Genomic DNA, 20,744 nt, shown 5'->3' with positions numbered 1-20,744 from the left:
CTATTATGCCTACAGATGCTCAACTTTTGATCGGGAAAGTGTTGCAAATAAAAGACAAAATTATTGCAAAACGTCATTGCATCCCAAGTGACTTAGAAGCGGAATGGAATACGCTAAATAAGCAAACTGCATGCTTTGAAAGTGAAGCGCTCTATAAGAGTGCAGTAAAAGGCCAAGAAATGAATAAGCACATTGATTATTCAGGTTCGGTGAAAGAGCTATCTGAATTAGTAAAACAGCTTAAAACCCTGAATAAAAAGGTTAATGTTACACAAGTGCATCACTAAGGCCTCGGGCATTTTTGTGCCTAAGGCCAGAGCGAGACTTGTATTACTTTTTGTTTTTAAGGAGCACCAATGTTCTTACCTTACGCGTGCCATAGCTGGCAAGCCTTAGAAAGTCTTCGCGAGCAACCGGAATGTGTTGGTACTCGATAGGCTGCCCTTCGCTTGCATCTGGATCGTGCAGATAGTAACAGTGAGGGTCGCAGCTTGTAATTGCTACCCAATGAGGTACTTTTTTCTTATCAAATGCGTATGTGCTAATTAAGCATAGCACTGCCCCGCCCGCCCTAAGAGTTTGGTCGATAACGTCCATGGGCCAGTCTGATATTTCAACTGATATGCCTCTTTTCAGTGCTTCTGCGATGAACTGAGACTCAACATTTTCGACTATCGCTTTTTTGTTGCTATCTCTTACGCCATCAACGAAAAGCGGAACATCCTGGTTAATAACGACTTTCGCTACATAACCTTCGTTGACTGCGGCAAGCGCTAACCCCACCGGATGACAGCCTCCATGACCCGACATCATGAATATCGTAGTAGCCGTACGCCACAAGGATAGCTCTTTTTCTTGTGTCATTTCATAACGGTTGTTCAATGCACACAGTGCCATCATCAATGCTGACGGCCCGCACGTGAAATCTGTAGTTTGCTGATACCAAGGATAAACTTCTGGCTTAACCGACTTACTTGCCACCAATACCTTTTGCATACGTAATGCGTCGGTGTGATCGTCGTAGTAATCGGTATACATACCAAACTGACTAAACCCTAGCTTTTTATACAAAGCAATGGCGCCAGCATTACCTACTGCTACTTCCAGGCGCATAAATCGCTTTCCCCGTAACAGCGCCCTCTCCCCCAAGCTAGTTATAAGCTTTTCAGCAACGCCAAGACCTCGCGCTTCTGGTAGAACCGCTATAGAATACAGTCGAGTGAGCTGCGTTCCGCGTCGTAGCAGCAACAGTCCGTAGCCTACTATACTATTTGAACCTTGATTATTCTGTTCAAAGTTTGAGCCTGAACTCGAGGCTGCACGCTCGGCCACAATAAGCTCTGCGTGCTGTGCATCAATGTAAAACTTGAAGCGGCTCTTACTTAGTCTATCGGTTGTGAAACAGGTTTGCTCGATATGTTGCAGCGAAGCAAGATCCCTTAATTCCGCCACTCGAAGCGCGACACTTGACTGCGTTGAGGACGCATCAACACTTTTTGTCGGTTTAATACTCACTGCGTCTTCAATTAAGCCATTTGCACAATTATCGCTTTGCTGTGGACTTGCATTATTTACTTGCTCAGCCGATATAATCATCGCCCTCTTAGCTCCAACCTATCTGCAAATTCCTGCATAATTAATTCGTACAACTCTTTGCCTAAATATTTATCTTCGACGCCCGAGTCGATACTAGGGTTGTCGTTTACTTCAATAACATAAACCGCATTGCCGGCTTGCTTTATATCTACACCGTACAAGCCATCACCCACTGCTTTCGCAGCTTTAATGGCGGCTTTTAATACCGGCTTAGGTACTTCAAATGTGGGCATTGTGGTAAAACCGCCCGAAGAGAATCTATCTCCCTGATGGTTGTATATCTGCCAATGATTGCGCACCATAAAATACTGGCAAGCGTAGATAGGTTTGCCACCTAATACTCCAATTCGCCAATCAAATTCAGTAAAAATGTATTCTTGAACCAGCACTAGCGCCGATTCAGCTAGCATTTGTTCTAAGCGTGTTTTTAACGCCTCTTTATTTTCCGCTTTGTGCACACCGCGAGAAAACGAGCTTTCTGGCAGCTTTAATACTAGCGGCAAACCAAAGTCCGCAATTAGCGTATCGCATACTTCATCGGTAGCGCTCGATACAAACGTTGCTTTTGGCGCTGGCACTTTTTGATAGGCGAACGCATCTTGCAAATACACCTTGTTGCAACAGCGCAAAATTGACTGCGTGTCGTCCATTACCACAATACCCTCGCGCTCGGCAGCGCGGGCTAAACGATAGGTGTGGTGATCAATTGCAGTAGTTTCACGAATAAATAGTGCATCATAGTGACCTAGTTCTTCTGGCGACAAGCGGCTAACTACATCGGCTCGAAAGCCCACTTTTTCAGCCGCTTTCACGAAATTTCTGATGGCGCGCTCATCACTTGGAGGCGTACTTTCTTCTGGATTGACCAAAATAGCCATATCCCAACGTGTGCGCTTACTTGTTTTACCTGCTTTCCACTGTATTTTTGTGTGCTTTTCAAGCTGCTCAATAAAGCAAGTTTTTTGCACAGCATCTAGGTCTTTAAATGCTCTCGCCTGCAAAGTGGCAAAACCTTCAATTTGCACTTTACCCGTTGTTTTAGGCAATACACTTTTGTCGGTAACCACAAGGCTTAACACCAACACTGGATACGAATACTTTTCAAACGCTTGACGGGCCAAACGTTTAAAGCGCTGATCTTTCACTTCACCGAAAAGTACTAATAAAGGCTCATTCTCAATTTCAGTATTGTCTTGAGGTACCTGCAAGGAAAAAGCGATGCGATCGATACTTTTCTCTTCAGCCATACGTAAATCATTGATGGTATTAACTGAAGGCAATACCGAATGATTGCGAGCCTGAGCCAATAGCGAACAATAATAGCCTTCACTCAAATACCGCGTGGTATCGCAGATATTGATAACCCGGGTTTTGGGTTCGTTTAACTTTGGGAACTCAGCAAGATATTCTTGAAAAGTAAGTACGGTTAGTGAAGAGTTACGAAAAGGGGTAACGTCATCAGTAACAATCAAGGTCTTATGCATTAATCTCGCTTCTAAAAGATAGTGGGTTAGTTAAGATTTAAACTGCTTTGCTCAAATAGCGTACACAGTTATTTAGGCGCGAAGTTTACGCTTAACTTTCATTTTGCATAGCACTATCTGCACGCCTTTTTTTCATCGAAATGACAATAAAAACTGATGTACAATAAAATCTATTGATACAACTTTTGTTTATTAATTCTGTCTATAAATAGAGATAGGCAGAACGACACAAATGGTTTGAGGAGTAAGTATGTTACTAGCCAGTCTGGCTATTTTGATCGGTTTACCGGTACTGCTTTGGAGTGCAGGGAAATTTGTAGGCGGTGCCGCATCAGTCGCGAACCATTTTGGTGTTTCTCCCCTCTTGATAGGTATGCTTATTATTGGGTTTGGTACGTCCGCTCCTGAGATCATCGTCTCTATATTCGCCGCGTTTCAGGGTAACTCTGGCATTGCATTGGGTAATGCCTACGGCTCGAACATCGCCAACATTTTGTTAATCTTGGGCTTGACCGCTGTCATTAGCCCTATCGCAGTTAGATCTGAAATTATTAAAAAAGAATTACCCGTACTACTGGGTATCACCTTTTTCGCTGTTTGGCAGATATGGGACTTAACGGTTTCCAAAGATGATGCATTTTCTTTGCTAGGACTTTTTGTACTGCTGATTTCATGGAGCATCTATCACGCAATGAAAGGCGATAAAGACGCCCTCGCCGATGAATACGATGAAGAAATCAATAGTAACGAAGGCACCGTTAAAACCCACGTTATGTGGTTAATAGCGGGTTTGTTGTTACTTGTTGCAAGCTCTCGCATGCTGGTATGGGGCGCGGTGGAATATGCGACCTTTTTCGGAGTAAGCGATACAATAATCGGCCTTACCGTGATAGCTATTGGTACATCACTACCTGAACTCGCTTCATCATTAATGGCAGTTAAAAAAGGCGAACATGATTTAGCGATTGGCAATGTCATTGGCTCTAACATGTTTAATACCCTAACCGTTGTGGGTATTGCAGGGACGATACAACCTATGACCGTAGGGGCTGAGTTCTTATACCGTGACGCTATGGTTATGTTTGTCTCTACCGTCGCCCTTTTCATTTTCTGTATCGGTATTAAACGTCAAGGCCGCCTTAATCGCCTGGAAGGTGGCGCATTTGTGCTTGCCTACGCTGCCTATACCTATTGGCTAGTTCAGGCAGCGTTTGTTTAAGTCACAGAATTGTACAATTTAGGTAAAAATAGTTAGGTAATAACAAAAAGCTTGGCCGTTCTACTAACGTAAAGTGCCAAGCTTTTTTGATTTCCCGCCGCTACTTTCGATAGCTAACCAGCGCTATAAGCCCAATGTAGTAGCAAGGGTAATTAAACTAATTGCAGCAATAGCAAACAAGATTATAAGGTTTACGCCGAAAGAGTCTGTGCGTCGACGGTTGCGTCTTGCACGCATCACAATGCTAACAAGAGTCACTATTAAGCATACCTGCAGCATAATAGTCATGGCAGACAAGTGACTTTCAGACCAAGATGAGTCCCCTTCAATTCCCCAGTACTTCTGAACGCCACTTATAAAGTCGGGCCTTGCGTAGTGAAACAATATAAGAACCACCACCATTCCCACCCATCCGAAGACATTGAGGCCAAGCATTACTTTGTAAAAAGGTGTTTTTGACCGAGGTGTCGAGCGCCGTTCAGCTAGTTGCTCATAGGTCATAGAACGCCTATCAATATCGCCAGTTGCAGAGGATTGTGACGCCCGTTGCGATTCCCCCTGCGTTTGCTGCTGGTTACGTACCGACGTGCCTGAATCATTTTTATTTCCCATTTGTCACTCTGTTCTCTGGCATCCCGCTTTATGTTGGGTATACTAGCGTGCTATTGGATTGTATTTCATTGGTTATTTTTACATCGCCGAAGCGAATTCCGTTCGGAGTATCTCGTTATTTATACTTATTTTTATAATTCGCGATACATAAATGACATAAAGAAGTTAACCATAACTTCAAAGTGCATTTTACCGACATTAAAGACTTATCGGCACAGCAATCCAAAACATTGACCATAAAGCAAATTTTAGTGCAATTTTTCATACATAGTTTATTGCACTGGGTTGATACACTCGATGCGTATTCGAGCAACAACATAAGATCAGTAAGACGGAGAAATTAACATGACGCATGCGCCCGTAGTTGACGTGCTTAAAGGTAAGTACGCCGTTGGCGAATCGGTAACCGTTAAGGGTTGGGTAAGAACACGCCGTGACTCTAAAGCGGGGTTATCATTTATTGCACTACACGATGGTAGTTGCTTCGATCCTGTACAAGTTATTGCGCTAAATTCTCTGTCAAATTACGCCGATATCCAGCGCCTTACTGCTGGTTGTTCATTGTCGGTAACCGGTACAGTGAAAGAATCGCAAGGTCAAGGTCAATCACTAGAGATTGACGCTACCGAGGTAGAAATTGTAGGTTTGGTTGAAAACCCTGATACCTACCCAATGGCGGCAAAGCGCCACAGCATTGAATATCTTCGTGAATACGCACACCTACGCCCGCGCACCAATGTTATTGGCGCGGTTACCCGTGTACGTAACTGTTTGTCTCAGGCTATCCACCGCTTCTTCCACGAGAAGGGCTACTACTGGATCTCTACCCCAATTCTTACGGCTAGCGATACAGAAGGTGCAGGTGAAATGTTCCGCGTATCAACACTTGATATGATGAACCTTCCGCTAGACGATAAAGGCAACGTTGATTACTCAGAAGATTTCTTCGGTAAAGAAACCTACCTAACGGTATCAGGTCAGCTTAACGTTGAAACTTACTGTACAGCTATGTCTAAGGTATACACCTTCGGACCTACGTTCCGCGCTGAAAACTCAAACACCTCTCGCCACCTTGCCGAATTCTGGATGATTGAGCCTGAAGTGGCGTTTGCTGAATTAAAAGACGTAGCACAGCTAGCTGAAGATATGCTGAAGTATGTATGTAAGGCCGTGCTTGAAGAGTTACCAGATGATATGGCGTTCTTTGCTCAGCGTATCAAGAAAGATGCGGTTGAGCGCTTAGAAAAGCTAGTTAGTTCTGACTTTGTTCGCATGGACTACACAGACGCTATCGAAATTCTGCAAAACTGCGGTAAAGAATTCGAGTTCCCTGTTGAATGGGGTATCGATTTATCGTCTGAGCACGAGCGTTACCTTGCTGAAGAACATGTTGGCGCACCAATCATCATGCAGAACTATCCAAAAGATATTAAAGCCTTCTACATGCGCATTAACGACGACGGCAAAACCGTTGCAGCAATGGACGTACTAGCGCCAGGTATCGGCGAAATTATCGGTGGTTCACAGCGTGAAGAACGTTTAGATGTATTCGACGCTCGTCTTGATGAAATGGGGCTATCAAAAGAAGATTACGCATGGTATCGCGACCTTCGTCGCTACGGCACTGTACCTCATTCAGGTTTCGGTCTAGGTTTCGAGCGTCTTGTTGCATATGTAACCGGCATGCAAAACGTACGTGACGTTATCCCATTCCCACGTACACCAGGTAACGCTAGCTTCTAAGCAGTGTTGCTGTACTAATGAAATGAAAGCTCGCTACAGTCTACTGTCGCGAGCTTTTTTATTTCTCCATCGCCTATGTGCTTTAATTCAGAAACTCATTTTGACTAAACTACTGCAACATAGTCGCGGCTCTAGCTTTATTCTCTTTTTCCCATTGCTTTGGCGATAAGCCATACATTCGCTTAAAGTCGCGGCTAAATTGCGATGAGCTTACATAGCCGACATCCATCGCTGCAACACTCACATTTGTGCCGTCAGCTATACGTTTTGCCGCATTATTTAATCTCATCGACTTTACAAACTGGATAGGCGACATATTGGTGGCTTGCTTAAACTTACGATGAAATACAGCCTTACTCATTCCAACCTTGTTCGCCATATCGTCAATAGTGACATTCTCAGCCACATGGGAGGCCAGGTATTCAATAGCGCGCCCTATGGCGTTACCTAACCCAAAGCTACCTCTTACTGTGTTACCAGCCTCCCCTTTCAATACCGAGTAATACAGTTCACGTAAGCGTGCACTCGATAACATAGCTATATCGGTAGCGTTATCGGTGAGCAGAAGTAAGCGGTATAAAGCTTCGGTGAAATCAGCATCCCAATGTGCAGAAGCAATACCCGAGGGTACAGACGAAGCTGACGATTGACGAAAATTACCGCCTACACTTTCAAACTCTATGGCTAAATCAGTCATCATTCTGCTATTTAATGAAATATATACACCCAATAGAGGACTATCTTCCGAAGCGTCGGGAATACCCGCTTCTACAGGCATAGACATAGTGCAGCACGTGTATTTACTGGTATTAAACGTATGCTTTTCTCCATTTAAAATAGCTTCCTTTCCACCGTAAACAATAGCGGTTAGTGACGGTTCGTACACCACAGGGGCACATTCGATGGGCTGTGTTATCTTAAATAATTGAACACCGTCGATCCCTGTTTCGTATAAACCGCTGCTTTCCACTTTATCTTCAATTAATTGCTTTATTAATGCTTTGCTCATAGTGTTTTGTTCATAGCGTTTTAAACCACTACCTCATTATTTACCTACGTCACGTGCTTTGCTCTGCTTTACGTTTTGCGAATCTAGCAACAAAATTTACTTAAAACAACAAAGTGATACGAATAGGCAAATTTTAAAGAGCTTATCGCCTACTTAAGCTAAGCAATAGTCATTATATTACAAATATACAAATTTTAGTGACAGAAGGTGCTAAGCAGATGGCAAAGAGCAATCAATTTGGAAAAGGCGGGTGGACACCCACTCGAATTGAAAACGCAAAAGATAAGACATTTTTAATAACAGGCGCTAATACGGGCGCGGGGTATGAAGCAACACGAATTTTGCTTTCAAAAGGTGCGAAAGTAGTCATGCTGAACCGAAGCCCGAGCAAATCCCATGACGCTATCACTTCGCTAAAACAAGAGTTTGGCGACGATGCCAATGTCTGCTATATACGCCTTGATCTAAGCAGCCTTTATGCTGTGAGACAATCGGCTAAAGAAATTTTAGCTCAGGTTCCAGTTATTGATGCGCTGATTTGTAATGCTGCTATTGCGCAGATTTCAACGCAACAATTCACTGAAGATGGCTTTGAAAGTCAATTAGGCGTTAACCACTACGGGCACTTTTTACTGTGCGGTTTGTTATTCGATCGTATCAATGAATCGAAGGGACGCATCGTAGTCGTTGCCAGTGAAGGGCATAAAATGGGCTTAAGAACCATGCAGTTTGACGACATGAACTGGGACAAAAATTACAACCCCAATAAGGTATACAGTCAGAGTAAACTGGCGCAAATGATGTTTGCGTACGAGCTTCAAGACAGAGTAAAAGCACATAACAAGCAAGTGAAGGTATTTGTGTGTCATCCCGGAGCTTCGAACACTACTCTTATACGAGAAAGCGCTAGTTTTTTAACACGCATTTCTTGGTCTTTTATGGTGAAAATAGGGCTGGCGCAGTCAGCCGAAAAAGGTGCCTACCCTGAAGTGATGTGTGCCACCGAAGATAACATTAAACAGCGTGCCTATTATGGTCCAACGGGTCTAATGAATTTTGGCGGCCCCGTTGGAGAATGTAAATTAGAGGATTTTGCCGTAGACAAAAAAGTGCTAACAAAGCTTTGGGCCGTGTCAGAAGAAGCAACAGGCTTTGCCTGGTGGTTTTAGCTGCTAAATTGAGTTTTCACAACATGATAAGTGCTGCCTTATTCTTAGGATTTTTTATGATGACATCTACGCCCGCAGAGCCTGCTTCGATTAATGGCACAAGCAAAGAAATTGAAAACACTGTGAGTACTTTTCAAGATTTAGAAGGTAATCGCTATAAAACCGTTAAAATAGGTAAACTTGAATGGTTTGCAGAGAACCTAAGAGCTACTCAATTTCAAGATGGAAGCCCTGTTGCATCAGGGTTTATTCCAAAAGATGACAAAAAGAACCTACTTAAATATGGAAGGCTTTATCATTGGCAAGACGTAAATGACGAGCGAAAGCTGTGTCCTGCAGGATGGCGCATAGCTACAGACCTTGATTGGCAAGACATGGAACGCGCTATTGGCATAGCACAAAGCGAGCTTTCGAATGAGGGCTGGCGCGGAAACAATGATATTGCGATTACTTTAAAAGCAGAACAGCCCGATACCCTATTTAAAAAGTTTGATCAGGCTAAAGTTAATCAATCTCACTTTGGCGCTATGCCAGCAGGTGTAAAAATAGGCAACTGGTATATCACGCAAGGAATGTACACCGAGTTTTGGACAAGTACTAGTGCCACGGATAAAGAGGCGTACGCCCGCACCCTCGCCTATTCGTGGTGGAACTCACATAAGGGCGAAATTAGAAGAGCTAAGCTTAACAAAGACTATATGTTTAGCGTTCGTTGTGTACGAGATGCCAAGTAGCTATATACAAATGGCACATACTCTTAAAGCGTTTTCAAGGTATCGCCATTTGTACATTTAATCTAAACCTGCGATGGCCCTGCAAACTATGAACGAAAAAAGCAGGCCCTTTAATCGAGCCCAATAGCAGCTGAACGACAAGGCTCTACTGTATACGTATAGCCAATTTCATTTTCAGGTGCTTGTGCTATCTGTAATATCTCGTAATCATTGAGCTCGATGACGCGCGTTCCTTCAGGGTGAGCACAGCGGGAACGTGAATCCGCCTCAAACTCATAGATAAAACTGGCTAACGCTTGTCGCTGTGTTTTTTTATAGCGAACACTTTTTTGTTTAGCATCGGTGAGAAGCGCGGTTAAATCCGCTTCTAGCTCAGAAGTATTTCCCGCTTGTTCCTCAGTCAGTGGTACCTCACTGTCCTCAATCGACTTTTCGGTCTCGTTTTCGATTGTGATTAACTGACTAGAGTTGTCACCACCAAACTCAGAAAGTAGCCCTACTTGCCCTGCTAAAACGCAAAGCTGTAGTGCTACACCTAGCGTCCAAACGAACCGCGCCACGGCGGTAGAGAGTACATAGCGATAGCCAGGCTTATGCCACAACCTTTGTACGCCAAAAGGTTTTAGCAGCAATAGAAAGAACAAATAAATGAAGATAACCAGCATTCCGCCAACGAGTGCCATTAGTGTGGTTACAAAAAACCAACCAGGCACCATCAAGATCAATGCGAAATTGTGGCTGTAGGGCAACGCTCCCGCTGAAACACCCGTTATGCTATTTACTAAACCGCTAGCAGAAGCAAGAGCAAAGTTAGCGATAACGGCATAGATAAATAATATTGCGGCTTTACCCGGTAAACTATTCCAAAGCGTCATAAACCTTGGCCAAGTTTCATTTACAATCCCCGTGAGGGCAAAGCCAAACATGACCACTTCAAACAAGCCACTATTAACATCAAAAAATAGCTGTAATAGAAGCATTGCAGTTGCCAGAAAATAGCACCGCTGTGCAAAGGTGATGCTCCCCCAAAAGCGCAGAAAGCCGATACGCCTTTTTAGCAACAACCGATTTCCTTGCTTTTTAACTTTTCTGTAGGTGCTGCGAATTTCGTTTGTTGTTTCCATCATTCACTCGTCAGTTATTGTTGTTATGTTTTTGAACAAGAATGACTTTACTTCCCGATATGGCCGCAATAAGCTATTCTGTTGAAATCAAAAAACAACGAGTTATTCCATTAGATTACTCACGAGCATACACCCAATGTATGACCCTTGTATAAAAGTGGCGCACTAAAACTTTATGGCTAAATCTAATACGTTATCTATAGTTTGTGAGCAATGCCATACTAAGGTCCACATACCCGCGTTAGGTCACAGACAAAGGGCTGTATGTCCTGTCTGCAGTCACACATTAGTTTCTTATCGCGTCGGAGCCAGCGAAAAGCTACTCGCTTATGCTTTCAGTGCACTTATTTTTTTATTGCTTTCGCTACCCTTTAACTTTTTGACATTTAAAGCGAGCGGGCAAAAGCATAGTATCGATTTGCCTACCGGTATTACCGTACTCATCGAAAACGATTATTTGTCTCTTGCGATAATAACCAGTTTAGCCACACTTTTACTACCTGGAATGGTTCTCGCTGGCCTGGTACTCCTGTCATTAGCTCAAATTCAAAACCGTCGTCCTTTTTACTTGGCAAGGCTCTACAAACTAGTGAAATCGCTGTTGCCATGGAGCATGGCTGAGATATTCCTGGTAGGGACCTTAGTAAGCCTTATTAAAATCACTGAGTTAGCCGATGTATCTATAGGGCTGTCGTTTTATGCATTCGTTGGTTTTTCAGCATTTACCGCCCTTTGTATATATCAGTTCGATACAACAAGTTACGCCCTGTGGATGTCACAAGGAGAGCCCCCTCAACCCAAACCGCTATGCGAAAAACAAGCACAAGTTAGCATACAACGCACGTGGGCGCTGTTGTTAACCGCTTGTATTTTATATATTCCTGCTAATGTACTGCCAATTATGTATACTGAATTTTTTGGCCAAGAAACGCCAAATACCATTATCGGCGGCGTTATTTCACTTTGGGAATCTGGCTCGTACCCAGTTGCAATAATCATTTTAGTTGCCAGTGTGGTGGTACCTGTTGCAAAAATTATAATTCTTGCCTGGCTTAATTTTTCTGTACAGCGAGAGAAAACCACATCAAAACAATTACGTATACGCTACTACCGCATTACCGAAGCGATAGGTCGCTGGTCGATGATAGACGTTTTCGTAGTAGCAGTACTGGTATCCCTCATACAAATGGGAAACACTATGTCTATTTATCCGGGCCAAGCGGCACTCGCCTTTTGCGCCGTAGTATTTGTAACAATGATAGCCGCGATGACATTTGATTCTAGGCTAATTTGGCAGCAGTGGAAGCAATTACCATGACCACAAACGATCCGAACATTAACGAGGCAAAAGTTAAGCCCACCTCATCGGTTTCTCGCATTTGGATTATTCCAATTCTTGTTATCGTTATCGGCGGCTGGATGGTTTATTACCAGTGGAAAAACCAAGGTCCACTAATAACCATTGAACTGCAATCAGCTACGGGCATTGAAGTTAATAAAACCCCGATAAAAGTGCGCGATCTAGATATTGGGCAAGTGAAAAAAATAACACTGAACCCCGATTTGAACGGTGTGCTAGTCACGGCCAGAATTGACGCCAGTGCGACCCACCTGCTCAATGAAAATGCAAAATTTTGGGTGGTAGCTCCTCGCATTAGTTTTTCGGAAGTATCTGGGCTCAATACCCTTTTATCTGGTAGCTATATTGCGATGTCGGCTGACGATAAAGGCAAAGAACAGCTGCATTTCACTGCACTTGAGCGTCCACCCGTCACGCCACCTGGCACTCCTGGTCTTCACGTTATGCTAAAAAGCGACGACGAATTTGCTTACAAACCTGGCGATCCCATTATTTATAAGGGCTTTAAAGTTGGTGAGTTTGAAGACGCCACATTCAACATTGAAGAGCGTGTCGTTTATTACGATGCCTTTATTGAAGCGCCCTATCACAAGTTAATTACTAACACGACCCGCTTTTGGGATGTCAGTGGCGTAAAACTTCTACTAGAATCAAATGGGGTCAGTGTAGAAACTGGAAGTTTAGAAACCTTATTAGCCAACGGCATTACCTTTGGCATTCCTGAAGGTGTCGCTAAAGGTGAACAAGTATTAGACAATGCCTTTTTCACTATTTATGGCGACAGTACCTCTGCTTCAGATGCACGTTATAAAGTGGCAGCGGAATATTTGTTGCTCATCGATGAAAGTGTTAGAGGGCTAACTGTCGGTGCACCTGTCGAATACCGTGGAATTGAAATTGGAAATGTTACCGCAATTAATTCCTTCCCTGCTGTTGAAGGAAACATTCTGGAAAGGGACTACCCCATTCCAGTGCTCATCAATATCTACCCAGGGAAAGCGCGACAACCTGATACAGAAGAAGGACTAAGTGCCATAAAGCAGACCATTAGAAATTGGCTGCACCGAGATCTCAGGGCTTCACTTCGAATGGGTAATGTTTTGACCGGTGGCCTTTACGTAGACTTACAGCATATTCCTGACGCCGACGCCGGCAATGAAATTGCCGTCATTAATGGTTATGAGGTTATTCCTACCGTAAGTAATGAGTTTACCCAGCTAACGCAAAAAGCTGACGCTATCTTAGATAAAATTAATCAGCTACCGCTAAAAGAAATGGTAGAAAATGTACAGCTGGCTGTTGAAGACATGCGGCTAGCGGCTGAATCTGTAGAAACAGCGAGTGACGACTTCGATTTACTTATTGCAGATATTGATGCCAAAGCCCTGAACAGTAATCTTAATCAGGTTCTTGTTAGCCTTGATAGCCTGCTAAAGAATTACAGTGAGGGTGGCTTTGATCAATCTGAAATTAAAGAAACCGTTGATGCCTTGCAAGAAACCATGCGCAATATTCAGCCGTTGCTTTTGCAATTAAATCAGTCTCCGAACAGCTTGATATTTTCCAAAGATGACGAGGCAGATATTCAGCCCAAGGCCAAAAATTGATGTGACCATTTAAAATATTGCCTCACAAAAGCTGTACGCAAAACATTCAATTTGGCGCAAAAAATGAATACTAAAAGTGAATAAACCTGTAAATAGACAAAAAATACCGTAATTCTACTAATTGGGCATATACCCTAAACATTATTTTTGGAAAAATTGCAGCGCGTACCCGTAGACAGGGAAGAAAGGATTAAATTATATGATAATGCAGGTTGAGACTTTTTCTTTCAACAAGGATAAAAAATCGCTAAAGATCATTATTTTAGCTGTATTATTTTCTTTTTTATCTGCATGCGGAAGCACGCCGAACGCACTGACTTATTACCTTCTCCACTCGACTGAGAATGCATCAGTGTTGCACCGCGAGGTAAAGCAGACGGTAGTTTTAGATAAAGTAACCTTGCCAGAGTATCTAAAGCACAGAGGCTTAGTGTATCAAACGAGCGACACAAATCTTCATATTTCTACCAGCCATTTGTGGGCAGAGCCTGTAGATGAAGGGCTTACCAAGGCGCTCAAAGGCGCATTAGCATCACAAAATGTAGCACTGGTTCGCCCCGACCACTATGTAAGTGAAGAGTCGTTGCACATATCTCTATATATAAACGACTTAGTGAGTACTTACGAAGGCGAAGTGATATTTTCGGGAGAATATGCTGTAACGCGAACATCTGAAGAAGCCAGTTTCCACCCATTTATGTACAAAGCTCCGCTCAACAACGATGGTTTTGCTTCTAGCATAATTGCAATGAGAGCGACTATTGAAACGTTAGCTAAAGATATCAGCAATGCGGTTCACCAGCCGAATTAATTATGATCAGTAGATTCAAGCAATACGTTTTCAGTGGTGTAAAGAGCTACCATAAAGACGAAACTAACAGGCGTATTATTGTGGTCAACTTGTTTGCCGCCGTTGGTATGTCTATTACGTTTTTGCTTGGAACTCGTGCCTTCATCGACGCGGAGTATTCGCTATCTACAACGCTTTATATTGCGAGTGTTGCATTTGCCGCCTCGCAACAGTTACAGATACGCTTTTCTTCTGCTACCGCTCGCACATGGTCTATTACGCTACTAATAAGCTGTTTGATGGTGCTCACGTTACTTTTGATCATCACTGGGGGCAAGGACAACACTGGCCCACTTTGGATTTACCTCGTTCCGCCTGTGACCATGTTTTTTGCTGGGTTTGTTCGCGGCCTATTAGCGCTCATCGCCTTTACGATTACCTGCGCAATCTTTCTATTTGGGTTTAATGATGCAGCCTTTAGTGCCAACTACACTTATGCGTTTAAAACTCGCCTACTCTACTCTTTTCTAACTGTTTCTTTTTTATCTGCTTTTTACGAATTTAGCAGACAGAAAAGTTACGACACCGCACTTTATCTCAGTGAACAATTTGAGAGACAAGCAAAACACGACCACTTAACGAATTTGTTGAATCGACGTGGTGCCCAGCAGTGTTTAGACAGAGAATACGCAAGAATGCTACGCAGTAAACGAGCGTTCTCTGTTGCCATTGCCGATGTAGATAGATTTAAAAGCATAAACGATACCCTCGGTCATGAACAAGGTGACGAGGTGCTTCGACAAATCGCTAAGATATTTAGCTCTCGGCTTCGTGGGCAAGATATACTCGCGCGATGGGGCGGTGAAGAGTTTATGTTTATCTTTGCCGATACTCGCGAATCCGATGCGGCGAAGGCATTAGAAAGTATAAGAGAACTACTCAGTAAGGCTCCGCTAAATATAGACGGCAAAAAGGTCCACGTCACTAGTAGTTTTGGTATATGCGAGGTCAGTGCTGGTACCGATGTTTCAAGTGCGATACGCCGTGCAGATATGGCGCTTTATTTCGCAAAAGATAACGGGCGCAATCGTATTTGTGCCTCCTCATCGATAAGCCCGTCTCCTTTCTCTAACTCAGCCCTTTCTAAAGTATAGTTGCTAGTAATTTTGTGTCCTTTACACAAAATTGACTCATGTTTCGTTACATTTGCGCTGTATTCCTGAAACACTTTAGCGCTACACTATGTAAAGTATTCGCTATAAAAGTAGATCTAGCTATGAAATGGATGAAAGTTGCGTTACCTATTGGTGTCTTACTGGTGGGCTATCTAGGTATGAAAGGAATCGAAGCTTCTGCTTCCGACAGTGCTATTACCGAAGAGGTTGATACTCGCCCAACTGTCACTATTGAAGCCTTATCGCCAGAAGACGTGCGTGTTCAACTGACCTCTTATGGCGAAATAATGCCCCTTGAGACAACGAATCTTGCTGCGCAAGTATCGGGTGAAGTCGAGAGGTGGAACCCCAAGTTTGTAAGCGGTGGTTTAGTCAGGCGTGGCGAAACCCTGTTTGAAATAGAAGCCGATGCCTATGAAGCGGCCCTTTTGTTGGCAGAAGCCAACCTCGCCAGTGCCCAAGCGCAACTCATTCAAGAAGAGGCGCAGGCTGAAGTGGCCGCCAAAGAAGCGAAAACAATGCCGAACGCACGGGTAACCGACCTGTACCTTCGCAAGCCCCAAGTTATGAGTGCAAAAGCTGGTGTTAAATCAGCCGAAGCGCAGCTTAAAATTGCAAAACGTGATTTAGATAACTGTAAGGTGAAAGCGCCTTACGATGCACTTATCGTATCAAGAGACATCAGCACCGGTGACTATGTTACACAAGGCTCCCCAGTTGCGGTTCTTAATAACATAGAGTACGCCGAGGTCACTTTCCCTATTGCCGGTTTTGACCGCGTTTTTCTTTCAGAAAACACTATAGGAAGTGAAATTGCGATAGAAGTTGACGATGTTCAGGGCGCTACGGTTAAAGGCACCATTCACAGAGATACAGGTGTAGTTGATAACACCACACGTATGAGCTATTTCGTAGCGCGTATTGAAGACCCTTACGCAATTAATTCGTCAAAACCTATCGTTAAATTTGGTTCTTACAGCACGATCGCTTTTGAAGGTAAAACGTTAAGTGACGTATATCGTGTACCACAAGAACTAGTTACCAACCGTTTACTGTGGACCCTCGATGGTGAAGACCGTTTGAAATCTCAAAAGGTTAAGGTTGTCCGGGAAGAAAATGGCGACTTTCTTATTCAAGGCGATTTTAATGCAAAAAAAGTGGTAATGAGTCTTCCTGAATACCCGCAAAACGGCATGCCGGTAAAGGTTATCGAGACCTCGGCTGAAATCGTGACAGCACAAGCTAACTAAGGAGCTGTCATGGAAAATCTTAACAATACTCAAACCGGCATTATTTCTTGGTTTGCAAGAAACTCTGTAGCGGCCAACCTTCTGATGTTTTTTATTATTGTCATGGGTATTGCCAGCTACGTTACTATTCAGCGTCAGATGTTTCCTAACATCGAAATTAATTACATTACCGTTGAAGCCAACTACCCCGGCGCGTCTCCACAAGAGATTGAAGAAAGTATCTTCATCAAAGTTGAAGAAGCGGTAAAAGACATCACTGAAATTAAGCGCACCGTATCCAGAGCATTTCGCGGTGGCGGTGCAGTCACCTTAGAAATTGATACTAAAGCTGAACTGACCGACGTTCTAGATAAGGTCAAGCTTCGCGTAGACAGCATTGCTACTTTTCCTGCGGGTATGGAGCCTGTCAACGTTTCGCAAGTAGAGTTTCAGCAACAAGTTATCGAAATGCCTATTGTTGGCGACTTGCCTTTATCAGAGCTAAAAGTGCTGGCTAAAGAAATAGAAGATGAACTCCTTCAGCTTGGCTCTATTTCACTGGTGGAAGCCAATACACCCGATGATGAAATTGCTATTGAAATTAAGCCCGATACGCTAAGAAAGTACGGCTTAACCATTTCCGATGTTACCCAAGCCATTAATAGTTATTCAGCAAATATTTCGGCGGGCCAGCTAAGAACTAATTCAGGGATAGTGTCGGTTCGCGTTGAAAATCAATACTACAGCGGCGACGAGTTCAAACAAATCCCAATTAAAATTGGCGCTGGAGGTGCGAAAGTAACTTTAGGCGATGTTGCCTATATCAATGATGGATTTGTTGAGGGCGAACGTTACTTTAAGTACAACGGCATGAACGCCATCTACATTGCTGTCAAAGCCACTAAAACCCAAAACACCATTCCAGTAGCGGAAACTGTAAAAGCCTATATCGACCAGAGAAATGAGACCCTTCCTCAGGGCGTCAGTCTAGAAGTTTTGGTGGATATGACCTACTACCTTAATGCACGCCTAGACATGATGTTATCGAATCTTGTTCAAGGATCTGTACTCGTCGCGTTTATGCTTACCCTTTTCTTGCGCTTTCGTTTGGCGCTATGGGTTATGGTCGGCTTACCGGTGTGTTTCTTAGGTGCAATGATGCTTATGCCGGTTTTCGGCGTGAGCATCAATATTCTTTCGCTCTTTGCGTTTATCATGGTGCTGGGTATTGTGGTTGATGACGCCATTGTTATTGGAGAAAGTGCCTACACCGAAATTGAAAGCAAGGGCGGCGGCGTCGATAACGTGGTTCGCGGCGCTAAACGCGTGGCAACCCCTGCTACCTTCGGTGTATTAACTACTATCGCGGTATTTGCTCCATTTACACTAAGTAGCGGCCCTGAAGGCGCATTTTTCTATAACATCGCCGTGGTAGTTATTTTGTGTTTGGTATTTAGTTTAATTGAGTCAAAACTAATCTTACCCGCGCATTTAGCCCACACTAAGTTCTCTCCGGTGCGCCAAGACAGCTGGCGTGCACGCTTTAACAAGGGCTTCTTCGCTTTTGTTAATGGTCCATATAAGCGAACTGTTACGAAAGCGATTGAATGGCGCTGGGCTGTACTTATGATGTTCGTGGCTATGCTAATGCTTAGCATGGGCCTGATTGGCGCAAACTATGTACGCATGGTGCCAAATCCTAAAGTGCCACACGACTTCCCTAGTGTAAAAATAGAGATGAACGAAAACGTCTCTGATATGGCTACTATTAATGCGCTTAAAGTGGTGGAACAAACGATTCTGGACGTTGAAGAGCAGATCATAGATGAATTCGGCCAGGGCATGATACGCGATCGTCTGGCTTTTAACGAAGATAGAACTGAAGGGCGCATACTCACACCACTGGTTAATGAAGAAGATCGCCCTATCGACACCTTTGAGCTTGCACGACGCTGGCGCGAAGCCATTCCAGAAATTACCGGTATGAAGTCTTTTACCGTGGTTGATGATGTAAACGGTGACGGTGACGACGGTGAATTCGGTTATCTACTTTTTGGCCCAGACATTGACACCTTAAACGCAGCTGGCCTTAAGTTCATTGAAATGCTGCAGCAGCAAGAAGGCCTGTTTGACGTAAGCTCAACTATTGACCCGCCGAGCAAAGAAGTGCAAATGACGTTACTTCCGGTTGCCTATGATCTAGGGCTTACCCTTTCTAATATCGCCTCTCAGGTTGGCGCGGGCTTTTACGGCGGCGAAGCACAGCGTGTTATCCGCAACGGCGAAGAAGTTAGGGTCATGGTTCGCTACCCTGAACTTACCCGCGAACGTTTTGCTGACTTGAAATACTCTTTAATCAAAACGCCTAACGGCCAAGAAGTGATGCTTGGTGACGTGGTGGCGTTAGAAGAAAAGCCAGGTATTAGCTACATTCGCCGAGAAGGTGGTTACCGCAGCGTTTATGTTTGGGGCAACATTGATGAAGAAAAAGTTGAACCTAATGAGGTCGTCACAGAAATTCAAGATAAACTACTCCCTCAGCTTAAAGAGTCGTTTCCTTCTGTGATGACAGAGCTTGGCGGTGATATTGAAGAGCAGCAGGCACAACAAAATGAGCAAATACTCTTCTTCATTGCGGCCATGATCATGGTGTATATCCTTTTAGCCGTACCGTTAAAAAGCTATGGGCAACCGCTTATCATTATGTCGGTTATTCCGTTTAGCTTCACCGGCGCGGTTTTTGGACACTTTGTACTAGGCTTAGACTTATCTATGATGTCTAACTTTGGCCTTATCGCGGCTGCCGGGGTGGTAATTAACGACTCGCTGGTTATGACTGACTTCGTAAACCAGCGTCGTGCACAAGGCTACAGTGTTAAAGAAGCAGTTACTGAGGCTGGTACCGCGCGCTTTAGAGCGATTACGCTAACCTCAATTACTACATTTGTGGGTGTACTGCCCATTATGTTTGAGACTAGCCTGCAGGCAGCATTTGTTGTGCCCATGGCGGCAGCACTTGGCTTTGCTGTACTTTATGCCACTTTGGTGACTTTAATTTTAGTACCTTGTTTGTACCTGATACTGATAGATTTGCGTGGCCCTTTCTCTTACATAAAAGGGTTGATCACACGCAAAAAGTCAAGCATCGGCGTGGTAAGTAGCGGTGTGAATGAAGCATATACGACTGACCCTTCGGGTTCGGCTGAATAGTGACGAGCACTTTCTATGTAGCCATTCACAAGTACGCGTTATAAGCGCACTTAACTTTTAAAAATGAGCCTTCGAGGCTCATTTTTTTCGAGCCTATTGAAAGGAAAACACGATGAACAACGCAATTTCAATAAGACCAGCAACACCTAGCGATATTTCACAAATTCGCCAGTTTATTTTAGAACTTGCCATTTATGAAAAAGCTGAGCATGAAGTAGAGGCCTCAGAGGAAGCGCTTTTAAAAACACTATTTGGAGAAGGTTCCACCGCACACTGTGTTATTTGCGAGAATAACAGCGCTCCTATTGGCTTTGCTGTGTACTTCTTCAACTACTCAACGTGGCAGGGTCGCAACGGGCTTTATCTTGAAGATCTTTATGTTTCACCTAAATCCCGTGGCCTAGGTGCGGGGAAAGCGCTGCTGCAACATTTAGCGAAAACAGCGGTAGAAAACGACTGCGGCCGGTTTGAGTGGAGTGTTTTAGATTGGAATAAGCCTGCTATTGATTTCTATGAATCCCTTGGCGCTAAACCCAAGAGTGAATGGCTAGGCTATCGCATGGATGGACAGACACTTATCGACTTCGCAAAACAGGCTTAACGCTGACTTGCTGACTTGCTAACTTGCTAACTTGCTAACTTGCTAACTTGCTAACTTGCTAACTTGCTAACTTGCTAACTTG

The 20,744-nt window shown here is 43.8% G+C and carries 17 protein-coding genes; 12 read left to right on the top strand and 5 right to left on the bottom strand.

Features of this window, described 5'->3' with window-relative positions; all coding sequences use genetic code 11:
- Positions 1-5: 5 nt before the first annotated feature.
- Positions 6-287 (top strand): hypothetical protein, encoded by a 282-nt coding sequence (locus tag V7R55_RS05235; RefSeq protein WP_334057921.1) that lies wholly within the window; start codon positions 6-8, stop codon positions 285-287.
- Between the two features lie 43 nt (positions 288-330).
- Here V7R55_RS05235 and V7R55_RS05230 read toward each other — a convergent pair whose 3' ends face one another.
- Both V7R55_RS05230 and V7R55_RS05225 read right to left on the bottom strand, forming a co-directional pair.
- Entirely contained in the window at positions 331-1,596 is a 1,266-nt protein-coding gene (locus V7R55_RS05230; protein WP_334057919.1) for a GNAT family N-acetyltransferase/peptidase C39 family protein, read from the bottom strand.
- Entirely contained in the window at positions 1,593-3,080 is a 1,488-nt protein-coding gene (locus V7R55_RS05225) for a RimK family protein (protein WP_334057917.1), read from the bottom strand. The genes V7R55_RS05230 and V7R55_RS05225 overlap by 4 nt, the downstream gene beginning before the upstream one ends.
- A gap of 250 nt (positions 3,081-3,330) precedes the next feature.
- Here V7R55_RS05225 and V7R55_RS05220 point away from each other — a divergent pair, with 250 nt between their 5' ends.
- Complete coding sequence (locus V7R55_RS05220) at positions 3,331-4,299, top strand: calcium/sodium antiporter (protein WP_334057915.1); 969 nt, start codon at positions 3,331-3,333, stop codon at positions 4,297-4,299.
- 123 nt (positions 4,300-4,422) lie between these two features.
- Here the strand turns inward: V7R55_RS05220 and V7R55_RS05215 are convergent, their stop codons facing one another.
- Positions 4,423-4,800, bottom strand: coding sequence for a hypothetical protein (locus tag V7R55_RS05215; RefSeq protein ID WP_438823576.1), 378 nt, complete (start codon positions 4,798-4,800; stop codon positions 4,423-4,425).
- Positions 4,801-5,256: 456 nt separating this feature from the next.
- On the opposite strand from V7R55_RS05215, the gene asnS reads away from it, so the two are divergent.
- A complete protein-coding gene (gene asnS, locus V7R55_RS05210) occupies positions 5,257-6,654 on the top strand; it encodes an asparagine--tRNA ligase (RefSeq protein WP_334057913.1) in 1,398 nt (465 codons plus the stop codon).
- Between the two features lie 109 nt (positions 6,655-6,763).
- On the opposite strand, the gene V7R55_RS05205 is transcribed toward asnS, so the two are convergent.
- On the bottom strand, positions 6,764-7,663 hold the full coding sequence (locus V7R55_RS05205; protein ID WP_334057911.1) for an AraC family transcriptional regulator: 900 nt from the start codon (positions 7,661-7,663) through the stop codon (positions 6,764-6,766).
- Positions 7,664-7,881: 218 nt separating this feature from the next.
- Between V7R55_RS05205 and V7R55_RS05200 the strand changes: the two genes are divergently transcribed.
- The gene (locus V7R55_RS05200) at positions 7,882-8,832 is read left to right on the top strand and encodes an SDR family oxidoreductase (RefSeq protein ID WP_334057909.1); all 951 of its coding nucleotides are present in this window, start codon (positions 7,882-7,884) and stop codon (positions 8,830-8,832) included.
- Positions 8,833-8,888: 56 nt separating this feature from the next.
- Positions 8,889-9,566 (top strand): fibrobacter succinogenes major paralogous domain-containing protein, encoded by a 678-nt coding sequence (locus V7R55_RS05195; protein ID WP_334057907.1) that lies wholly within the window; start codon positions 8,889-8,891, stop codon positions 9,564-9,566.
- A 110-nt stretch (positions 9,567-9,676) separates the two neighbouring features.
- Here V7R55_RS05195 and V7R55_RS05190 read toward each other — a convergent pair whose 3' ends face one another.
- Entirely contained in the window at positions 9,677-10,693 is a 1,017-nt protein-coding gene (locus V7R55_RS05190) for a hypothetical protein (RefSeq protein ID WP_334057906.1), read from the bottom strand.
- A gap of 172 nt (positions 10,694-10,865) precedes the next feature.
- Between V7R55_RS05190 and V7R55_RS05185 the strand changes: the two genes are divergently transcribed.
- The 7 genes from V7R55_RS05185 (at position 10,866) to V7R55_RS05155 (ending at position 20,662) form a co-directional block, all read left to right on the top strand.
- On the top strand, positions 10,866-12,008 hold the full coding sequence (locus tag V7R55_RS05185) for a paraquat-inducible protein A (protein ID WP_334057904.1): 1,143 nt from the start codon (positions 10,866-10,868) through the stop codon (positions 12,006-12,008).
- Positions 12,005-13,657 (top strand): intermembrane transport protein PqiB, encoded by a 1,653-nt coding sequence (gene pqiB, locus V7R55_RS05180; protein ID WP_334057902.1) that lies wholly within the window; start codon positions 12,005-12,007, stop codon positions 13,655-13,657. The genes V7R55_RS05185 and pqiB overlap by 4 nt, the downstream gene beginning before the upstream one ends.
- A 199-nt stretch (positions 13,658-13,856) precedes the next feature.
- A complete protein-coding gene (locus V7R55_RS05175; protein WP_334057900.1) occupies positions 13,857-14,468 on the top strand; it encodes a PqiC family protein in 612 nt (203 codons plus the stop codon).
- Positions 14,469-14,470: 2 nt separating this feature from the next.
- The gene (locus V7R55_RS05170) at positions 14,471-15,601 is read left to right on the top strand and encodes a GGDEF domain-containing protein (protein ID WP_334057898.1); all 1,131 of its coding nucleotides are present in this window, start codon (positions 14,471-14,473) and stop codon (positions 15,599-15,601) included.
- 122 nt (positions 15,602-15,723) lie between these two features.
- Positions 15,724-16,872: an efflux RND transporter periplasmic adaptor subunit gene (locus V7R55_RS05165; RefSeq protein ID WP_334057896.1), complete on the top strand. Its 1,149-nt coding sequence runs from the start codon at positions 15,724-15,726 to the stop codon at positions 16,870-16,872.
- A gap of 9 nt (positions 16,873-16,881) precedes the next feature.
- Positions 16,882-20,061 (top strand): efflux RND transporter permease subunit, encoded by a 3,180-nt coding sequence (locus V7R55_RS05160; RefSeq protein WP_334057894.1) that lies wholly within the window; start codon positions 16,882-16,884, stop codon positions 20,059-20,061.
- 112 nt (positions 20,062-20,173) lie between these two features.
- Complete coding sequence (locus tag V7R55_RS05155) at positions 20,174-20,662, top strand: GNAT family N-acetyltransferase (protein ID WP_334057892.1); 489 nt, start codon at positions 20,174-20,176, stop codon at positions 20,660-20,662.
- Positions 20,663-20,744: the final 82 nt, after the last annotated feature.

The sequence above is a fragment of the Alteromonas sp. S005 genome (genome assembly GCF_036864475.1).
GTDB lineage: Bacteria > Pseudomonadota > Gammaproteobacteria > Enterobacterales > Alteromonadaceae > Alteromonas.
The sequence above is the reverse complement of the archived record's forward strand: the minus strand, read 5'-3'. Positions and strand labels throughout refer to the sequence as shown.

Bases quoted from the DNA above. Each gene is read 5' to 3' on its own strand.
- V7R55_RS05235 (WP_334057921.1), top strand. From the start codon at position 6: ATGCCTACAGATGCTCAACTTTTGATCGGGAAAGTGTTGCAAATAAAA.
- V7R55_RS05230 (WP_334057919.1), bottom strand. From the start codon at position 1,596: ATGATTATATCGGCTGAGCAAGTAAATAATGCAAGTCCACAGCAAAGC.
- V7R55_RS05225 (WP_334057917.1), bottom strand. From the start codon at position 3,080: ATGCATAAGACCTTGATTGTTACTGATGACGTTACCCCTTTTCGTAAC.
- V7R55_RS05220 (WP_334057915.1), top strand. From the start codon at position 3,331: ATGTTACTAGCCAGTCTGGCTATTTTGATCGGTTTACCGGTACTGCTT.
- V7R55_RS05215 (WP_438823576.1), bottom strand. From the start codon at position 4,800: ATGACCTATGAGCAACTAGCTGAACGGCGCTCGACACCTCGGTCAAAA.
- asnS (WP_334057913.1), top strand. From the start codon at position 5,257: ATGACGCATGCGCCCGTAGTTGACGTGCTTAAAGGTAAGTACGCCGTT.
- V7R55_RS05205 (WP_334057911.1), bottom strand. From the start codon at position 7,663: ATGAGCAAAGCATTAATAAAGCAATTAATTGAAGATAAAGTGGAAAGC.
- V7R55_RS05200 (WP_334057909.1), top strand. From the start codon at position 7,882: ATGGCAAAGAGCAATCAATTTGGAAAAGGCGGGTGGACACCCACTCGA.
- V7R55_RS05195 (WP_334057907.1), top strand. From the start codon at position 8,889: ATGATGACATCTACGCCCGCAGAGCCTGCTTCGATTAATGGCACAAGC.
- V7R55_RS05190 (WP_334057906.1), bottom strand. From the start codon at position 10,693: ATGATGGAAACAACAAACGAAATTCGCAGCACCTACAGAAAAGTTAAA.
- V7R55_RS05185 (WP_334057904.1), top strand. From the start codon at position 10,866: ATGGCTAAATCTAATACGTTATCTATAGTTTGTGAGCAATGCCATACT.
- pqiB (WP_334057902.1), top strand. From the start codon at position 12,005: ATGACCACAAACGATCCGAACATTAACGAGGCAAAAGTTAAGCCCACC.
- V7R55_RS05175 (WP_334057900.1), top strand. From the start codon at position 13,857: ATGATAATGCAGGTTGAGACTTTTTCTTTCAACAAGGATAAAAAATCG.
- V7R55_RS05170 (WP_334057898.1), top strand. From the start codon at position 14,471: ATGATCAGTAGATTCAAGCAATACGTTTTCAGTGGTGTAAAGAGCTAC.
- V7R55_RS05165 (WP_334057896.1), top strand. From the start codon at position 15,724: ATGAAATGGATGAAAGTTGCGTTACCTATTGGTGTCTTACTGGTGGGC.
- V7R55_RS05160 (WP_334057894.1), top strand. From the start codon at position 16,882: ATGGAAAATCTTAACAATACTCAAACCGGCATTATTTCTTGGTTTGCA.
- V7R55_RS05155 (WP_334057892.1), top strand. From the start codon at position 20,174: ATGAACAACGCAATTTCAATAAGACCAGCAACACCTAGCGATATTTCA.